General features: G+C 64.2%; 15 protein-coding genes and 1 pseudogene. 13 read left to right on the forward strand and 3 right to left on the reverse strand.

Features of this window, described 5'->3' with window-relative positions; genetic code table 11:
• Nucleotides 1-100: 100 nt before the first annotated feature.
• From QOS90_RS24230 to QOS90_RS24265, 8 genes are all read left to right on the forward strand, one after another.
• Nucleotides 101-700, forward strand: coding sequence for a DUF2491 family protein (locus QOS90_RS24230; RefSeq protein ID WP_085274163.1), 600 nt, complete (start codon nucleotides 101-103; stop codon nucleotides 698-700).
• 12 nt (nucleotides 701-712) lie between these two features.
• Nucleotides 713-1,138, forward strand: coding sequence for a DUF350 domain-containing protein (locus QOS90_RS24235; RefSeq protein WP_027596588.1), 426 nt, complete (start codon nucleotides 713-715; stop codon nucleotides 1,136-1,138).
• A 16-nt stretch (nucleotides 1,139-1,154) separates the two neighbouring features.
• Nucleotides 1,155-1,883, forward strand: a complete 729-nt coding sequence (locus QOS90_RS24240) for a DUF1190 domain-containing protein (protein ID WP_050580804.1) — start codon at nucleotides 1,155-1,157, stop codon at nucleotides 1,881-1,883.
• Between the two features lie 2 nt (nucleotides 1,884-1,885).
• Nucleotides 1,886-3,043, forward strand: a complete 1,158-nt coding sequence (locus QOS90_RS24245; protein ID WP_085274164.1) for a glutathionylspermidine synthase family protein — start codon at nucleotides 1,886-1,888, stop codon at nucleotides 3,041-3,043.
• Between the two features lie 264 nt (nucleotides 3,044-3,307).
• Nucleotides 3,308-3,790 (forward strand): formate dehydrogenase subunit gamma, encoded by a 483-nt coding sequence (locus QOS90_RS24250; protein WP_027596585.1) that lies wholly within the window; start codon nucleotides 3,308-3,310, stop codon nucleotides 3,788-3,790.
• Nucleotides 3,784-5,343: a formate dehydrogenase beta subunit gene (locus tag QOS90_RS24255; RefSeq protein ID WP_085274165.1), complete on the forward strand. Its 1,560-nt coding sequence runs from the start codon at nucleotides 3,784-3,786 to the stop codon at nucleotides 5,341-5,343. Before QOS90_RS24250 ends, QOS90_RS24255 begins: the two co-directional genes overlap by 7 nt.
• Nucleotides 5,340-8,219, forward strand: coding sequence for a formate dehydrogenase subunit alpha (gene fdhF / locus QOS90_RS24260; RefSeq protein WP_085274166.1), 2,880 nt, complete (start codon nucleotides 5,340-5,342; stop codon nucleotides 8,217-8,219). The genes QOS90_RS24255 and fdhF overlap by 4 nt, the downstream gene beginning before the upstream one ends.
• A complete protein-coding gene (locus QOS90_RS24265; RefSeq protein ID WP_085274167.1) occupies nucleotides 8,216-8,419 on the forward strand; it encodes a formate dehydrogenase subunit delta in 204 nt (67 codons plus the stop codon). The genes fdhF and QOS90_RS24265 overlap by 4 nt, the downstream gene beginning before the upstream one ends.
• 130 nt (nucleotides 8,420-8,549) lie before the next feature.
• On the opposite strand, the gene QOS90_RS24270 is transcribed toward QOS90_RS24265, so the two are convergent.
• Nucleotides 8,550-9,413 (reverse strand): universal stress protein, encoded by an 864-nt coding sequence (locus tag QOS90_RS24270; protein WP_027596581.1) that lies wholly within the window; start codon nucleotides 9,411-9,413, stop codon nucleotides 8,550-8,552.
• Between the two features lie 154 nt (nucleotides 9,414-9,567).
• Here QOS90_RS24270 and QOS90_RS24275 point away from each other — a divergent pair, with 154 nt between their 5' ends.
• Nucleotides 9,568-10,185, forward strand: coding sequence for a MiaE family protein (locus QOS90_RS24275; RefSeq protein ID WP_027596580.1), 618 nt, complete (start codon nucleotides 9,568-9,570; stop codon nucleotides 10,183-10,185).
• A gap of 35 nt (nucleotides 10,186-10,220) precedes the next feature.
• Here QOS90_RS24275 and QOS90_RS24280 read toward each other — a convergent pair whose 3' ends face one another.
• A complete protein-coding gene (locus QOS90_RS24280) occupies nucleotides 10,221-10,541 on the reverse strand; it encodes an ElaB/YgaM/YqjD family protein (RefSeq protein ID WP_027596579.1) in 321 nt (106 codons plus the stop codon).
• A gap of 126 nt (nucleotides 10,542-10,667) precedes the next feature.
• On the opposite strand from QOS90_RS24280, the gene QOS90_RS24285 reads away from it, so the two are divergent.
• The gene (locus QOS90_RS24285) at nucleotides 10,668-10,931 is read left to right on the forward strand and encodes a hypothetical protein (RefSeq protein WP_027596578.1); all 264 of its coding nucleotides are present in this window, start codon (nucleotides 10,668-10,670) and stop codon (nucleotides 10,929-10,931) included.
• A gap of 5 nt (nucleotides 10,932-10,936) precedes the next feature.
• Here QOS90_RS24285 and QOS90_RS24290 read toward each other — a convergent pair whose 3' ends face one another.
• Entirely contained in the window at nucleotides 10,937-11,416 is a 480-nt protein-coding gene (locus QOS90_RS24290) for an LEA/WHy family protein (protein ID WP_027596577.1), read from the reverse strand.
• 136 nt (nucleotides 11,417-11,552) lie between these two features.
• Here QOS90_RS24290 and QOS90_RS24295 point away from each other — a divergent pair.
• From QOS90_RS24295 to QOS90_RS24305, 3 genes and pseudogenes are all read left to right on the forward strand, one after another.
• Nucleotides 11,553-12,056 (forward strand): annotated as a pseudogene (locus tag QOS90_RS24295) (RNA polymerase sigma factor); the annotation flags it as partial.
• Nucleotides 12,057-12,063: 7 nt separating this feature from the next.
• The gene (locus tag QOS90_RS24300; RefSeq protein ID WP_256577533.1) at nucleotides 12,064-12,936 is read left to right on the forward strand and encodes a FecR family protein; all 873 of its coding nucleotides are present in this window, start codon (nucleotides 12,064-12,066) and stop codon (nucleotides 12,934-12,936) included.
• A 120-nt stretch (nucleotides 12,937-13,056) separates the two neighbouring features.
• Nucleotides 13,057-15,492 (forward strand): TonB-dependent receptor, encoded by a 2,436-nt coding sequence (locus QOS90_RS24305; RefSeq protein ID WP_085274168.1) that lies wholly within the window; start codon nucleotides 13,057-13,059, stop codon nucleotides 15,490-15,492.
• Nucleotides 15,493-15,521 lie beyond the last annotated feature (29 nt).

Raw genomic sequence — 15,521 nt, forward strand, 5'->3', positions numbered from 1 at the left:
CGCCTGACATCAATGCAAACAGTGCTTGGATTGGCTCAATCGGCCAAACCCGTTAAGGTATCGCCCCTCGCAAGGATTGCCCCGCTTCAGGAAAGGTTCGATGCCGCTTTCGCCCAGTACCAACCCGCCCTTCGGCCTGCTCAACGGCCGCCGGTTCATACCCGACGCATCACTCAAGCCCCTGCTCGAGGGTTATTCAGCGTTGCAGGTTCCCGGCCCGGAAACGGTCTGGGCCACCGGCGAGGTCGACCTCGGCGATTCGGTGCACCTGCTGCGGTATTACCTGGACAACGAAGACTACTGGCTGCAAGTGCTGATGAACGGCGACAAGGTGGGCGATAGCGTGCTGTTCGGTTATCACAGCGCCGTAGCCCTCCGCGATGAGGCGCACCTTCAGCGCCTTGTCGGTAGCCAGTCCAAGGTCGGCCTGCCGATCTACGAACACGACGGCTGTCTGTATTCCCGCCAGTGGGGCCGTGAGCCGGGCCAGGCCAGGTTGGTGCCGTTGTATGAGCGGGTGGTCAGCCCCGACGCCCGTTATGGCATCCAGCACCTCTCAATGCTCTACGCCCGCGACACCGGCCTGCCTGAGCGCCGCGAATTTCTGCTGTTGTCGGCGGAGGAAGACGAGGCGGGCAAGGCCACCCTCACCACCTCGCTCGGCATCACCCTGTTCCCCACGGACTTTCACGTAACCTGACAAGGACTCACCATGCTCGACGCGCTACGCCTGTCGCTCAATGCCTCTGCAGTGACCGGCTTCATCCTCTATATCAGCGTGGCACTGTTGCTGTTCTGGCTGTTCCAGTTCATCTACACCCGCCTTACCCCGCACCGCGAGTTCGCGCTCATTCGTGAGAACAACCCGGCCGCGGCCATTGCCTTGGGCGGCTCGCTGATCGGCTTCTCGCTGCCGGCCAGCAATATCATTGCCTACAGCGTTGGCATCCTGGACTTCGTGGCCTGGGTCGTGATCGCCGCTGTGGTTCAATTGATTGCCTTTGGCATTACCAGCCTGGTGCTGCGCGACCTGTCCAGGCGTATCGCCGCCGGTGAGCTGGCCGCGGCCATCTACGCTGCCAGCGTGGCGATCAGCGTCGGCTTCCTCAATTCGGCCTGCATGACCCCGTCGGCCTGACGCCCAAGGAGCTCCCATGAAACCCCCAATGAGACGCAGCTCCGTCAAGCTGGTGCTGGCCAGCTCGCTGCCCTTGGCCCTGACCGCGTGCAGCCCGCAAGAGGAGATCTACACCGTCAGCCAGCAGGTGAACTACGACAGTGTCGAAGCCTGTGTCAGCGACAAGGTGCCGGAGAAGGCCTGCAACGATGCCTACAAACAGGCGCTGGCCGAGTACCGGCGCACCACGCCGACCTATGTGTCCAAGCCCGCCTGCGAAGCAGAATTTTCCCCTGATGGCTGCCAGATCAGCGTCGGTGGCCGGTACATGCCGCGCATGAGTGGGTTCGCGTTGGAGACCACCGGCGAGGTGACCCAGGCCCAGGTCGATGCGGCGCACGCCCAGGGCGGCGGTTATGGCCATGTCGCTACCGCCGTAGTGGCTGGCATGCTACTGGGGCAGATGACCAGCAGCGCCGACCGCCGTTACCGCGCGCAGCCGCTGTATGCGTATCGTGAGGGTGCCGGGCAGCGCAATGGCCTGCTTGGGCAGCGCTACGGTACGGCCGGGGGCATTCAGCGCAGCAACAAAGACGAGCAGAGCAGCAGCGGCGGTGGCTCCGGCGGCGGCGGTAGCTATGGCGCCTCAGGCCGCAGCGCGTCGCGCTCGGCGGTGTCTGCATCCATCTCGCGGGGTGGGTTTGGCAGCCAGGCGACGGCTCGAAGCGGCTGGGGCGGCAAGTCCGGTAGCTTCTTCGGGGGGTGAGCATGCGCAAGGTCGAACTCGCAGAGCGCCCAGGCTGGCGCAAGACAGCCCAGCAAGAAGGCTTTGCCTTCCACACCCTCGACGGCGAGCGTTACTGGGATGAACGGGGTTACTACCAGTTCAGCCAGGCCCAGGTCGAGCGGGACCTGCAGGCTCCGACCGAGGCGCTGCACGCGATGTGCCTGGAGGCTGTCGGGCGCATCGTCGACAGCGAGGCGCTGATGGCACGCCTGGCGATTCCACCGGCATTCTTCGACCTGGTGCGGCAATCGTGGCTGGCGCGGGAGCCGCACCTCTATGGGCGTTTCGATTTCAGCTATGACGGCCATGGCCCGGCGAAACTGATCGAGGCCAACTACGACACGCCGACTTCGTTGTACGAAGCCGCGGCGTTTCAGCTGATCTGGCTGGAAGAACAGATCCAGCGAGGCGTTCTGCCCGCGCAGGCCAGCCAGTTCAATACCCTGGCCGAAGACCTGGTGCAGGCGTTTGCCGCGCAGCCGGGGCAGGGCACGTTCTACTTCTCGACCATCTCCGGCTCGGTGGAAGACCGTGGCACCACGGATTTTCTGCGCAAGATGGCCGTTCACGCAGGTATTCATACCCGGCACATCGACCTGGAGGACATCGGCCTGAATGGCGAGGGGCGTTTCGTCGACCTGGAGGGGCGGCCGCTCCCGCGGCTGTTCAAGCTGCATGCCTGGGAGCATATCTTCCACGAAGACTTCGGCAGGGCTATCCCGGGGTGCGACACGCAGTTCGTCGAGCCGCCCTGGAAGGCGCTGATCTCCAACAAGGGCATCTTGCCGTTGCTGTGGGAGTGGTACCCAGGGCACCCCAATCTGTTGCCAGCCTTCGTCGATGACAACCCTTCGCGGCCAGTGCCTAGAGGGTGGGTGCGCAAGCCGTATTTCTCGCGGGAAGGGGCCAATGTCGATATCCGCACCGGCGCGGGGCAGCGGGTATTCGAGGACGGCCCTTATGACGACGCACCGTACATCCTGCAAGGGTTTGCGCCGCTGCCCAGGTTTGGCGACAGCTACACGCTGATCGGTTCGTGGGTGGTCGGCGACAAGGCGGCAGGGATGGGGATTCGTGAGGATGATTCGCTGATTACCAAAGACAGTTCGCGGTTTGTGCCGCATGTGGTGCTGGGCTGACGGACTGCAAAGCGGGGCAACCGAAACAGCCTGAACCTCACGTCGGTTTCAGGATGCGCCTGGTCGTTCGCATGCAACCCTCCGGCGCCACAAGTGCCATGCTTGCAGGATGCTCCTGGACCAGTGCGCGCAGACGCACGGCCGTGGGCAAGGAGGCTGCCGACACCCCGCAACCGTGACGTGGCCGGCACGCCGCAGCAGAACACGCCGGACACCTGCCCCTACAACAACACAGGCAGGGTCCGTGATGCCGAGGTCCGCTGTATGCCTGATGAACTGCTCCACCTGCCTTTGATCCACAGCATCCTGGCCCGTGAAAAGGACACACCCGGCGCCCTGTTGCCGATCCTTCACGCCATTCAGCAAGACATCGGCTTCGTGCCGGATGCGGCCGTCCCTGAAATTGCCCATGCCCTGAACCTCAGCCTGGCCGAAGTGCGCGGGGTGATCAGCTTCTACCACGATTTTCGCACCACCGCGCCGGCACGCCATACCCTGCGCCTGTGCCGGGCCGAGTCGTGCCAGAGCCGTGGCGCCGAGGCCCTGGCCGCGCAACTGCGCGACCAACTGGCACTGGACGACCATGGCACCAGCGCCGACGGCGCTATCAGCCTGCGCCCGGTGTATTGCCTGGGCGCCTGCGCCTGCTCGCCCGCGCTGGAACTGGACGGCCAACTGCACGCGCGGCTCACGCCTGAGCGCCTGCGTGCCCTGGTGAACGGTTGCCTGGAGGGCGAAACATGCTGAAGGTGTACATCCCCTGCGATTCGGTGGCCCGTGCCGTGGGTGCCGACCAGGTTGCCGAGGCCCTGCAACGCGAGGCCGAGCGCCGGCAGTTGGCGGTCGATATCCAGCGCACCAGTTCGCGTGGGCTGTATTGGCTGGAGCCGCTGGTCGAATGCGACAGCGCCCAAGGGCGCCAGGGTTTCGGCCCGGTGACTGCGGACGATGTGCCGGCGCTACTCGATGCCTTGGCCGGCCAGCCCCAGGCCCATGGCCTGGCCTTGGGGCTGGTTGAAGACATCGCTTATCTGAAATCCCAGCAACGCCTGCTGTTCGCCCGTGCCGGCGTGACCCGGCCGCTGTCGCTGGACGACTACCGCGCCCATGGCGGTTTTGCCGGGCTGGAGCGCGCCGTGGCCTTGGACGGTGCCGAGGTGGTCGCTGCCGTACTTGATTCTGGCCTGCGTGGCCGGGGTGGCGCCGCCTTCCCGGCGGGTATCAAGTGGCGCACCGTGCGTGATGCCGGGGCTGGGCAAAAGTATGTGGTTTGCAACGCCGACGAAGGCGACTCCGGTACCTTCGCCGACCGCATGCTGATGGAAGGCGACCCGTTCCTGCTGATCGAAGGCATGATCATCGCTGGCCTCGCCGTGGGTGCCGACAAAGGCTACATCTACGTGCGCTCGGAATACCCGGACGCCATTCGCGTGCTCGACCAGGCCTTTGCCATAGCCCGCGACGCCGGTTACCTGGGCGATGACGTGGCCGGCAGCGGCCAGGCCTTCGACCTGGAAGTCCGGGTCGGTGCTGGCGCTTATATCTGCGGCGAAGAAACCGCGTTGCTGGAATCGCTCGAAGGCAAACGCGGGATCGTCCGGGCCAAGCCGCCCCTGCCGGCCCTGCAGGGCCTGTTCGGCTTGCCGACGCTGGTGCACAACGTGCTTACCCTGGCGTCTGTGCCAATCATTTTGGCCAAGGGCGCGGCGTTTTACCGCGATTTCGGCATGGGCCGTTCGTTGGGCACCATGCCGTTCCAGCTGGCGGGCAACATCCGCCACGGTGGCCTGGTGGAGCGCGCGTTTGGCCTGACCCTGCGCGAACTGGTGGAAGGCTACGGGGGCGGTACCGCCAGCGGCCGGCCATTGAAGGCCGCACAGGTCGGCGGCCCGCTCGGGGCCTGGGTGCCGCCCAGCCACTTCGACACGCCGCTGGACTATGAGGCCTTCGCTGCCATGGGCGCGATGCTCGGCCACGGCGGTGTGGTGGTGGCGGACGACACCCTGAACATGGCCAGCATGGCCCGCTTCGCCCTGCAGTTCTGCGCAGAGGAATCGTGCGGCAAGTGCACCCCGTGCCGCATCGGCTCGACCCGTGGCATGGAAGTGGTGGACCGGCTGATCGCCACCACCGATTTCACCGAACGCCACGACCAGGCCCTGCTGCTGCGCGACCTGTGCGACACGATGCAGTACGGCTCGCTGTGCGCCATGGGCGGGATGACCGCTTACCCGGTGGCCAGCGCGCTCAAGTACTTCCCCGCCGATTTCGGGCTGACCCACACGGAGGCCGCGCAGTGATCAATTTCTTCGACCCCGAGACCGACCTTGGCACCCCGGCACGCGACAGCCAGGTGCAGGTCAGCCTGAATATCGATGGCCGTGCCATCAGCGTGCCTGCCGGGACTTCGGTCATGCGCGCCGCTGCCATGCTTGGCACCAGCATCCCCAAACTGTGCGCCACCGACAGCCTCGAGGCGTTCGGCTCGTGCCGCATGTGCATGGTGGAAATCGAAGGCATGCGCGGTTACCCAGCATCGTGCACCACCCCGGTCAGCGAAGGCATGGTGGTGCGCACCGAAACCCCGCGCCTGGCGGGGTTGCGGCGCAATGTGATGGAGCTGTACATCTCCGATCACCCGCTCGACTGCCTGACCTGCTCGGCCAACGGCAACTGCGAACTGCAGACCGTTGCCGGCCAGGTCGGCCTGCGCGAGGTCCGCTACGGCTATGACGGCGCCAATCACCTGGCCGAGAAAAAGGACGTTTCCAACCCGTATTTCGACTATGAGCCGAGCAAGTGCATCGTCTGCAGCCGCTGCGTGCGCGCCTGCGAAGACATCCAGGGCACCTTCGCCCTGACCATCACTGGCCGCGGCTTCGACTCGCGGGTGGCAGCCGCTGGCGGGGACAACTTCCTGGCCTCGGAGTGCGTGTCGTGCGGCGCCTGCGTACAGGCCTGCCCGACCGCGACCCTGACCGAAAAAAGCCTGGTGCAGCTCGGCCAGCCTGAGCGTGCGGTGATTACCACCTGCGCCTATTGCGGTGTCGGTTGTTCGTTCCGTGCCGAGATGAAGGGCGACCAGCTGGTGCGCATGGTCCCGGACAAAAACGGCGGCGCCAACCATGGCCACGCTTGCGTCAAAGGCCGCTTCGCCTGGGGGTATGCCACCCACCCGGACCGCATCACCACGCCAATGATTCGTAAGCGCCTCGAAGACCCGTGGCAAGAAGTCAGCTGGGACGAAGCGGTAACCTACGCCGCCAGCGAGTTCCGCCGGATCCAGCTCAAGTACGGGCGTGATTCCATCGGCGGCATCACCTCCAGCCGCTGCACCAACGAAGAAGCCTACCTGGTACAGAAGTTGGTGCGCACGGCGTTTGGCAACAACAACGTCGACACCTGCGCGCGGGTGTGCCATTCGCCCACGGGCTATGGCCTCAAGCAGACCCTCGGTGAATCGGCGGGCACGCAGAGCTTCGATTCGGTGATGCAGGCCGACGTGGTGCTGGTGATCGGCGCCAACCCCACCGATGCCCACCCGGTGTTCGGCTCGCAGCTCAAACGCCGCCTGCGCCAGGGCGCGCGGCTGATCGTCATCGACCCACGGCGTATCGACCTGGTCGACTCGCCCCACGCCCGCGCCGAGCTGCACCTGCAACTGCGCCCGGGTACCAACGTGGCCATGCTCAACGCCCTGGCCCATGTGATCGTCAACGAAGGCTTGCTGGCCCAGCGCTTTATCGACGCCCGCTGCGAGACCGAGGACTTCGCCCGCTGGCGCGACTTCGTCCGCCTGCCAGAGAACGCGCCAGAAGTACTCGGCCCGGTCTGTGGCGTGCCTGCCGAGCAGATCCGCGCCGCCGCGCGGCTGTACGCCACCGGTGGCAACGCGGCCATCTACTACGGCCTGGGGGTCACCGAGCACAGCCAGGGCAGCACCGCCGTGATGGGCATTGCCAACCTGGCCATGGCCACTGGCAACATCGGCCGCGAAGGGGTAGGGGTGAACCCGCTCCGCGGGCAGAACAACGTGCAGGGCTCGTGCGATATGGGCTCGTTCCCGCATGAACTGCCTGGCTACCGGCATATTTCCAACGAAGGTGTGCGTGCCGAGTTTGAGCAGGCCTGGGGGGTAACGTTGCAGCCAGACCCAGGCCTGCGCATCCCCAACATGTTCGAGGCGGCCCTGGATGGCAGCTTCAAGGCGCTGTACTGCCAGGGTGAGGACATCGCCCAGAGCGACCCCAACACCCAGCACGTCACGGCCGCCTTGCTGGCCATGGAATGCGTGGTGGTGCAGGACATCTTCCTCAACGAGACGGCCAAGTTCGCCCACGTGTTCCTGCCGGGCAGTTCGTTCCTTGAAAAGGACGGCACCTTTACCAACGCCGAACGCCGTATCTCGCGGGTGCGCAAGGTCATGGAACCCCTGGCCGGCAAAGCTGACTGGGAAGCGACCGTGGCCCTGGCCAACGCCTTGGGCTACCCGATGCAGTACCGCCACCCGGCCGAGATCATGGACGAGATCGCGCGCCTGACACCGACCTTCCACCGCGTCAGCTACGCCGAGCTCGACCGCCATGGCAGCCTGCAGTGGCCGTGCAACGATGCCGCGCCCGATGGCACGCCGACCATGCATATCGACCAGTTCGTGCGGGGCAAAGGGCGCTTCATGCTCACCGGCTACGTGCCGACCGACGAGAAGGTCAACAGCCGCTACCCATTGTTGCTGACCACCGGGCGTATCCTCAGCCAGTACAACGTCGGCGCCCAGACCCGCCGCACTGGCAACGTCGCCTGGCATGACGCCGACCGCCTTGAGCTGCACCCCACCGACGCCGAAAGTCGTGGCATCCGCGATGGCGATTGGGTCGGTATCGGCAGCCGCGCTGGGCAGACGGTGCTGCGCGCCAAGGTCAGTGCGCGTGTGGCGCCGGGGGTGGTGTACACCACGTTCCACTTCCCTGAGTCGGGGGCCAACGTGATTACCACCGACAACTCCGACTGGGCCACCAACTGCCCTGAATACAAAGTCACGGCGGTGGAGGTGGTGAAAGTGTTCCACCCGTCTGAATGGCAGAAGCGTTACCAGGACTTCAGCGACGAACAGCGCCGCCTGCTCAAAGAGCGCCGTACTGCCGAGCAGCAAGAGAAAGCCGAGGTGCGCCGATGAGCAGTGACAACCTGGTCAAGATGGCCAACCAGATTGCCCATTATTTTGACAGCGAACCGAACCGGCAGCTGGCGGTGCAAGGGGTAAGGCAGCACATCCAGAGCTTCTGGACGCCGGCGATGCGCCGGCAGTTGCTGGCGTGGAGCGAGGCCAATGCGGGGGAGGGGTTGGACCCGAAAGTGCGCGAGGCGCTGGTGTAAACGCGCCGCCCTTTGTATTTGTAGGAGCAGCCTTGTGCTGCGAAGAGGCCGGTGCCAGCTCAGTGAATCTATGCTGCTTTCACCGGCCTCTTCGCAGCACAAGGCTGCTCCTACAAGGGCCACGCTTGCTTCAACCGCGGGCCAGCTCTGTCAGGTGGGCAATCGCTTCTTCGCTCTTGAGCACCAGCACATCCCCTTCGAGCGAATCGAGCACCACCTCGGAGGTATTCCCGATCAATGCCCCGGAAATACCCGTGCGGGCCACCGTGCCGATCACCGTCACCACGGCATCGTATTTTTTCTCGGTGTAGGGAATCAGCACATCCGCTGGGCCTTCGGCGACATGCAGGCGGTCATCGCTGATGTCGAACTCGGCTTGAAACGCGCGGCAGGCTTCCCGGTAGCGTTCGGCGATGGTCTCGCTGAGCTGGTAGGTGGGGTCCGAGGCGGACAGCATGGGGGAGGGGTGTGCGCTGATGACGTGCAAATCGCCTTTGGCCAGGCCGGCAATCGCATAGCCATGGTCGATGATGCTCGCGTGCAACAGGCGGTGGTCCTCATCCTGGTTGCCGACATCCACCGCCGCCAGAATCACCCCGCCGGCCCATGGTCGTTCGCTTTTCACCATCAGCACCGCGCTGGGGCACAGGCGCAGCAGCTTCCAGTCGCTGGGGGTCAGCAGTGCCTTTTTCAGCGGGTTGTCCGGCCGATGCTCCTTGATAACCAACTCGCAGCCCTCGGCTTGCTGCACATAGATGATGGTGTCGTGCAGGTTGTCACGCCAGGCTGCCTCATGGGTGACGTTGTCGTATCCGTCATCGTGCAACTGGCTGCTCAGCAGGCTGAGCAACGCACTGTGATCCTGCTTTTTGTCGCACATCAACAGGTGCAGGCGCGCGCCGGTCACGCCTGCGATCAGCTTGGCACGGGTCAAGGCCCGGCTGTGGGCATGCGCGGGGTCGAGGACGACGAGGATGCTGCGGACGGCTTGCATGGGCGTGAGCTCCGTTCAAAGATGGCGACCAGTGCCTGACTATAGTCGGCGTCTCACCCGTCGCCGCTTGATGTACATCAAGCATAGTCACTGGCGCTGCCGGTTGCCGCCGGTATAATCGCCGGCCCTGCCTGTTCTGTCTGGTTGCACGCTTATGTCCTTGATCCCCGAAATCGACGCCTTTCTTGGCTGCCCGACCCCAGATGCCTGGATCGAAGCGGCGCTTGCCGACCAGGAAACCCTGCTGATCGACCACAAGAACTGCGAGTTCAAGGCCGCCAGCACTGCCCTGAGCCTGATCGCTAAGTACAACACGCACCTGGACCTGATCAACATGATGTCGCGCCTGGCCCGTGAAGAGCTGGTGCACCACGAGCAGGTGCTGCGCCTGATGAAGCGCCGGGGCGTGCCCTTGCGGCCAGTGTCGGCCGGGCGTTATGCCTCCGGCTTGCGCCGCTTGGTACGTGCCCACGAGCCGGTCAAGCTGGTCGATACCTTGGTGGTGGGGGCCTTTATCGAAGCACGCAGTTGCGAGCGCTTTGCCGCGCTGGTGCCGCACCTGGATGAAGAGCTGGGCACGTTCTACCACGGCCTGCTGAAGAGTGAAGCGCGCCATTACCAGGGCTACCTGAAGCTGGCCCATCAGTATGGCGAAGAAGCGGACATCGCCCGCAGGGTTGAGCTGGTACGTGAGGCAGAAGCCGAGCTGATCCAGTCACCCGACCAGGAACTGCGCTTTCATAGCGGCATTCCAATGGCGCAGGCCGCCTGAAAACGTTCAGGCGGCACTGCGTTCATTAAATGGGCTTAGTAGCGGCGACCCAGCAACAGGCCGACCACCAGGCCGAAGCCTGCGGACACCGCGACGGTCTGCCAAGGGTGGCCGCCGATGTAGTCCTGGGTGGCATCCACCACCGGTTGAGCCTTGTCACGGACGTTACTCGCGGCCTGGCGAGCCTGGCGCAGTTTGAGGCTGACTTGCGCGCGCAGGGTTTCGGCCTCCTCGCCAACCAGGGCAGCGCTGTCGTTGAGCAGCTTTTCGGATTCTTCGATCAGTGACTGCAGTTCGCTGAAGACCTGATCCTTGATCTGATCGCTGGCGGCTTGTACGGCGTTTTTTCGGGCCATGAACTCATCCTCGTCAATGGGGGGGTGAACAATGGATGCCGGTGCGTCGGGAAAGTTGCGCCGGCTTTCCGATGACGCGTCGCTACGGTGTAAGATAGCGGCCATTTTCAGCAGGCAGGTACCTTCATGAGTTTCAATCTGGCCAACAAGAGCTTCGAGGAACGGGCGCAGATCGAGGCAGAGAAGGCGCGGTTGTTCGAACTGTGGCAGAGCAACCTGGGCAAGGCCAAGGGCGAAGCCGCCCGGCTTATCTCCGAAAAGCCTCGGCGCAAGGGTAAATGGGCGGAATGGGTGCGGGCTGAACTGGAGGCCATGTCGCCGCCTGAATACGCCAGCATGGTGCGCAGCGAAGTCAACAAGATGATGGCCGCCGCCAACAGCAATCGCTGAGTGGTCTACCAGTAGGTGCCGGCTGCCTTGGGCAGGTCCAGCGTGCCCTCATCGGTGAAGCGCACGGTGCCCAGCAGCCCACCGGCCAATTTGCCGCGCAATACATAGGGTAGCCCTTGCAGCGAACTCCGCTGGCCCAGGCCATAGGCCTGGCGCAGGAAGGAGAACGCGGTCACGCTCACCGGCACCACGATTACCGCCTCGTCGAAACGGCCTATGTGGCCCTGCTGGTCGCTGACACCGGCGGCCAGCGGCTGGCCGTTCACCTGCAGGTCGAGCGCGATTCCGTTGTAATCGATCGCGGTTTCGTTGGGGTTTTGCACACGTATTTTCACCGCCATGCGCAGTTCCAGCTCCTGCCCAGGCAGTGGCTCGATGCCAATCACGTTGATATTCAGTGGGTCACGCGCCTGGAACAAGGCGCAGGCACTGAGGCCGTAAGCCATCAGCAGTATCAGCAACCAGCGGTGCAATCGGGCAGTCATGGGTTGCAACCTTGCCTGAAGAATTCAACCGCCAGTGTGGCAAATGCGCGTTGACGTTGAAAGTAGCGCGTCTAATGAAAGATACTGTTTCTCATTAACGCCCGACAATTCCTCTTACTGGCCTTTCTCCTACCCCATGCTGACGTCTCCCGTGTCTGGTCTGCTGGCGAGTTTCCAGGAGCACTACGACGACCTCTTGCTGTTCCTGACTCGGCGCATGAGCGACCGGCAGCGTGCTGCCGACGTCGCGCAGGAGACGTACCTGAAGCTGGTGAAGATCGACGAGCAGGCCGTGCCGGTGCTGCATGCACGCAGCTTCATTTTCCGGGTGGCGGGCAACCTGGCGATCGATGCCTTGCGCCGTGAACAGCGTATCGCCGCCCGCCACGAGGACGCCGAGGGTACCGGTGAAGTGGCCTGCCCGGCGCCTGCGCCCGAGGCCACGCTGCTCGCCCGCGAGCGCTTGCAGATACTCGATGAGGCGCTGTTGCAACTGTCCAGCAATGCCCGCCAGGCCCTGTTGCTCAACCGCGTCGAAGGCCTGACCCAGGCGCAGATCGCACAACGGTTGGGCGTTTCCGAGAGCATGGTGGCAAAATACATCGGCCAGGCGCTGCGCCATTGCCGTGACTGGCTCAAACACAACCATGACTGAGCCTTACGCCATGCCAGCCGCCCAACCGCTCAGCGACCTCTCTGACGATGCCCTCGATTGGCAGGTGTTGTTGCATTCGGGCAACGCCAGTGCGGCGGACCACGCGCGCTACCAGCGCTGGTGCGCACTGAGCCCGGCGCATGCCGAGGCCGCGCGCGAGGCAGAGGCACTGTGGCTGGACATCGGCCACACCCCAACCGCTCAGGTTGTCGCGCCACCGCCTGCCCGACGCAAACGGCACTGGGCCGCAGGCCTGGCAGCATCGCTGGCGCTGTTGGTCGCGGGTTATAACGGCTGGCAGCAGGCGCCTATCTGGCTGGCGGACTACCACACAGGCCTCGGGCAACGGCAGGCGGTGACCCTGGCCGATGGCTCGCGGGTACTGCTGAACAGTGGCAGTGCGTTGACCGTCGCGTTCACCGACCGCGAGCGCCGCGTGGTGCTCAATGCTGGCGAAGCCTTGTTCGAGACGGCCAGTGACCCACGGCCCTTTGTGGTCGATAGTGCAGGCGAGGCGGTGCGCGGCACGGGCGCGACGTTCAGCGTGCGCCGCGATGGCCGCGTGGTACTGGCCCAGGGCGAAGCCACGGTGGGTGAGCGCAGCGTACCGGTGTCGCCTGACGCCAGTGCACAGACCGCTTGGCAGCGCGGCAAGCTGATCTTCAACGGCAAGCCGCTGGGGCAGGTGCTGGCGGAGCTCGAGCGCTACCAACAGGGGCGCATTCTGCTGTCTGACACGAAGTTGGCGGCCCTGGAAGTCAGCGGTGTATTCGACCTCGATGAACCCCAGGCGCTGCTGCGCACCCTTGAGCAACGTTATGGCCTGCAGGTCACCTACTTGCCGTGGTTGGCCGTGGTGCACTGAGCCGGTAAAAAATAATCTAAATATTTTTCATCTGCCGCTGCAAGTTCAGCCAGGCCAGATCGTCGTAGTGGGACTGATCAGCAACCCATTCTCATTTACGACTTGCCTGGAAGCTCATTCGTGGCCCTTACGCTCAAGCCTTCGCACCGCCGCAGCGGTCCCCTTCATCACGCCTTGTTGTCTTGCACTGCCTTGGCCATGCTGGCTGGCCCCTTGCAGGCGATGGCCTCAAGTGGTGCGCAACAGGCCCCGGTGGCAGCCCGCCAAGTGCAGCTGGACCTGCCTGCCCAGGCGCTGGACCAGGCACTGACGGCCTTCGCCGACCAGGCCGGGTTGCACCTGCTGTACACCACCCACGATGTCGCGGGCCTGAACAGCCCGGCGTTGCAGGGCAGCTACAGCATCGAGCAGGCACTGCAGCAGTTGCTGGCGGGCAGTGGCATGAGCTGGCAGTTCAGTGATGCCCGCACGGTTACCCTGCGCAAGGCGGACGCCACGCCGCAGGCCGTCAACCTCAAGCCCATCGAGGTCAGTGTGGCCTCGCGCACCAGCACGGCGATCAGCGAAATCCCTGGCACCGTTTGGGTGGTCGACCAGCAGCAACTGCGTGAGCAGATCGACAGCGGGGTGAGCCTCAAGGAAGCCATCGGCAAGCTGGTGCCTGGCCTGGACCTGGCGCCAGAAGGGCGCACCAACTATGGCCAGAACATGCGCGGGCGCAATGTGCTGGTGATGATCGACGGGGTCAGCCAGAACAGCTCGCGCGGCCTGTCGCGCCAGTTCGACAGCATCTCGCCGTTCAACGTCGAGCGTGTCGAAGTGCTGTCGGGGGCCAGCGCCCTTTACGGCGGCGGCGCCACCGGCGGCATCATCAACATTGTGACCAAGAAGGGCGAGCCCGGCCCGGCCCGCTTCGAGACCCAGCTGGGTGCCAGCAGCGGCTTCAACAACAGTGATGACCTGGCCACCCGCATCGCCCAGTCGATCAGCGGCGGCAACGAGCGGGTCAGTGCCCGCCTTGGTATTTCCGGCGAACAGAACGAAGCCTTCTATGACGGCGCTGGCGATCAGATCTTCATCGACAATACCCAGACCGACCTGCAATACAACCGCACCCTTGACCTGCTCGGCACCCTGGGGCTGAAGCTGACCGATGAGCAGAGCCTGGACTTGCTGGCCCAGTACTACGACTCGGGCAACCACGGCAGCACCGGCATCTACTTCCCCAACCTCAACTACAACGCCCCTTCGGACCTGGAAGACGCCGAGCTGCGCAGTGGCTATTCCTCTGACCTGGAGCCACGTACCCGGCGCCTGTTGCTCAACGCCAACTACCATCACAGCGATGTGCTGGGCCAAGACTTCTACCTGCAGGCCTCGTACCGCAAGGAAGACGACAACTTCTACCCGTTCCCGTACTACAACCGCGCCACACCCACCGGTTCGCGCGGGGTGTACTTCGCCGCATCACAACAGAACTTTGAGGTCACCAGCCTCAAAGGCCTGTTCGCCAAGCAGTGGGACACGCTCAAGCTGACCTACGGCGTCGACCTGGACCGCGAGCGCTTCAACGCCGAGCAGACCACCTTCGACGCCCTGACCTCATCCGAAAGCGGTGGCCTGGACATGGAAAAGGCCAGCAAGGCCGCGCGTTACCCCAGCTACCGGGTCGACGGTGTGTCGGTGTACGCCCAGCTCGATTGGCATGCCACCGACAACCTGACCTTGTCCGGCGGCGCCCGGCGCCAGCAGATGGACGTGGATGTCAGTGAATTCAAAGGCGTACCCGGCGGCAGCAACGATTACCAAGTCAACCTGTACAACGTCGGCGCCATCTACGACTTCAAGAATGGCCATCAGGTGTGGACCAACTACGGTGAAGGTTTCGACCTGCCGGACCCGGCCAAGTATTACGGCAAGCCGGGCTTGAGCGTCGCCGACAACCCGCTGGCCGGCATCAAGAGCCGCCAGGTCGAGCTGGGCTGGCGCTATGCCGACGTGGATTGGGACGCTCAGGCGGCGCTGTACTACATCTGGTCGGACAAGATCATCAATGTCGATTCGCAGACGCTGACCATCAACGTCGAAGAGCAGAAGAGCCGTGACTTTGGTTTCGAAGGTGCGTTGACCCGCCACTTCCAGAGCGGTTGGGAAGCCGGGGGTACGCTGCACCTGACCCGCTCCGAGGAAGAAGACGTCGACGGTGGCTGGATGAAACGCGATGCCCGTTATGCGTCCCTGTCCAAGTCCACGGCGTTTGTTGGCTGGAAGGGCGATGGCCGCAGTGCCCGCCTGCAGGCCAACCATGCGTTCACCCTCAAGGACGATGCCGACCACGAGATCGACGGTTACACCACCTTCGACCTGCTGGGCAGCCAGGAAACCGGCTTCGGCACCTTCAGCGCAGGCATTCAGAACTTGCTGGACAAACAGTACAGCACGGTCTGGGGGCAGCGGGCGACGTTGTTCTACGCACCGACCTACGGCCCGGCGTACCTGTATGACTACCAGGGCCGTGGGCGCACCTACACCCTGACCTGGAGCATGGCTTACTGACAGCTAGGTGGGGATTCAGGTAGGAGCAG

It is taken from the genome of Pseudomonas sp. LAIL14HWK12:I10, from assembly GCF_900184205.1.
GTDB lineage: Bacteria > Pseudomonadota > Gammaproteobacteria > Pseudomonadales > Pseudomonadaceae > Aquipseudomonas > Aquipseudomonas kermanshahensis.

Coding starts and splice junctions, on each gene's coding strand:
- QOS90_RS24230 (WP_085274163.1), top strand. CDS start 101: ATGCCGCTTTCGCCCAGTACCAACCCGCCCTTCGGCCTGCTCAACGGC.
- QOS90_RS24235 (WP_027596588.1), top strand. CDS start 713: ATGCTCGACGCGCTACGCCTGTCGCTCAATGCCTCTGCAGTGACCGGC.
- QOS90_RS24240 (WP_050580804.1), top strand. CDS start 1,155: ATGAAACCCCCAATGAGACGCAGCTCCGTCAAGCTGGTGCTGGCCAGC.
- QOS90_RS24245 (WP_085274164.1), top strand. CDS start 1,886: ATGCGCAAGGTCGAACTCGCAGAGCGCCCAGGCTGGCGCAAGACAGCC.
- QOS90_RS24250 (WP_027596585.1), top strand. CDS start 3,308: ATGCCTGATGAACTGCTCCACCTGCCTTTGATCCACAGCATCCTGGCC.
- QOS90_RS24255 (WP_085274165.1), top strand. CDS start 3,784: ATGCTGAAGGTGTACATCCCCTGCGATTCGGTGGCCCGTGCCGTGGGT.
- QOS90_RS24265 (WP_085274167.1), top strand. CDS start 8,216: ATGAGCAGTGACAACCTGGTCAAGATGGCCAACCAGATTGCCCATTAT.
- QOS90_RS24270 (WP_027596581.1), bottom strand. CDS start 9,413: ATGCAAGCCGTCCGCAGCATCCTCGTCGTCCTCGACCCCGCGCATGCC.
- QOS90_RS24275 (WP_027596580.1), top strand. CDS start 9,568: ATGTCCTTGATCCCCGAAATCGACGCCTTTCTTGGCTGCCCGACCCCA.
- QOS90_RS24280 (WP_027596579.1), bottom strand. CDS start 10,541: ATGGCCCGAAAAAACGCCGTACAAGCCGCCAGCGATCAGATCAAGGAT.
- QOS90_RS24285 (WP_027596578.1), top strand. CDS start 10,668: ATGAGTTTCAATCTGGCCAACAAGAGCTTCGAGGAACGGGCGCAGATC.
- QOS90_RS24290 (WP_027596577.1), bottom strand. CDS start 11,416: ATGACTGCCCGATTGCACCGCTGGTTGCTGATACTGCTGATGGCTTAC.
- QOS90_RS24300 (WP_256577533.1), top strand. CDS start 12,064: ATGACTGAGCCTTACGCCATGCCAGCCGCCCAACCGCTCAGCGACCTC.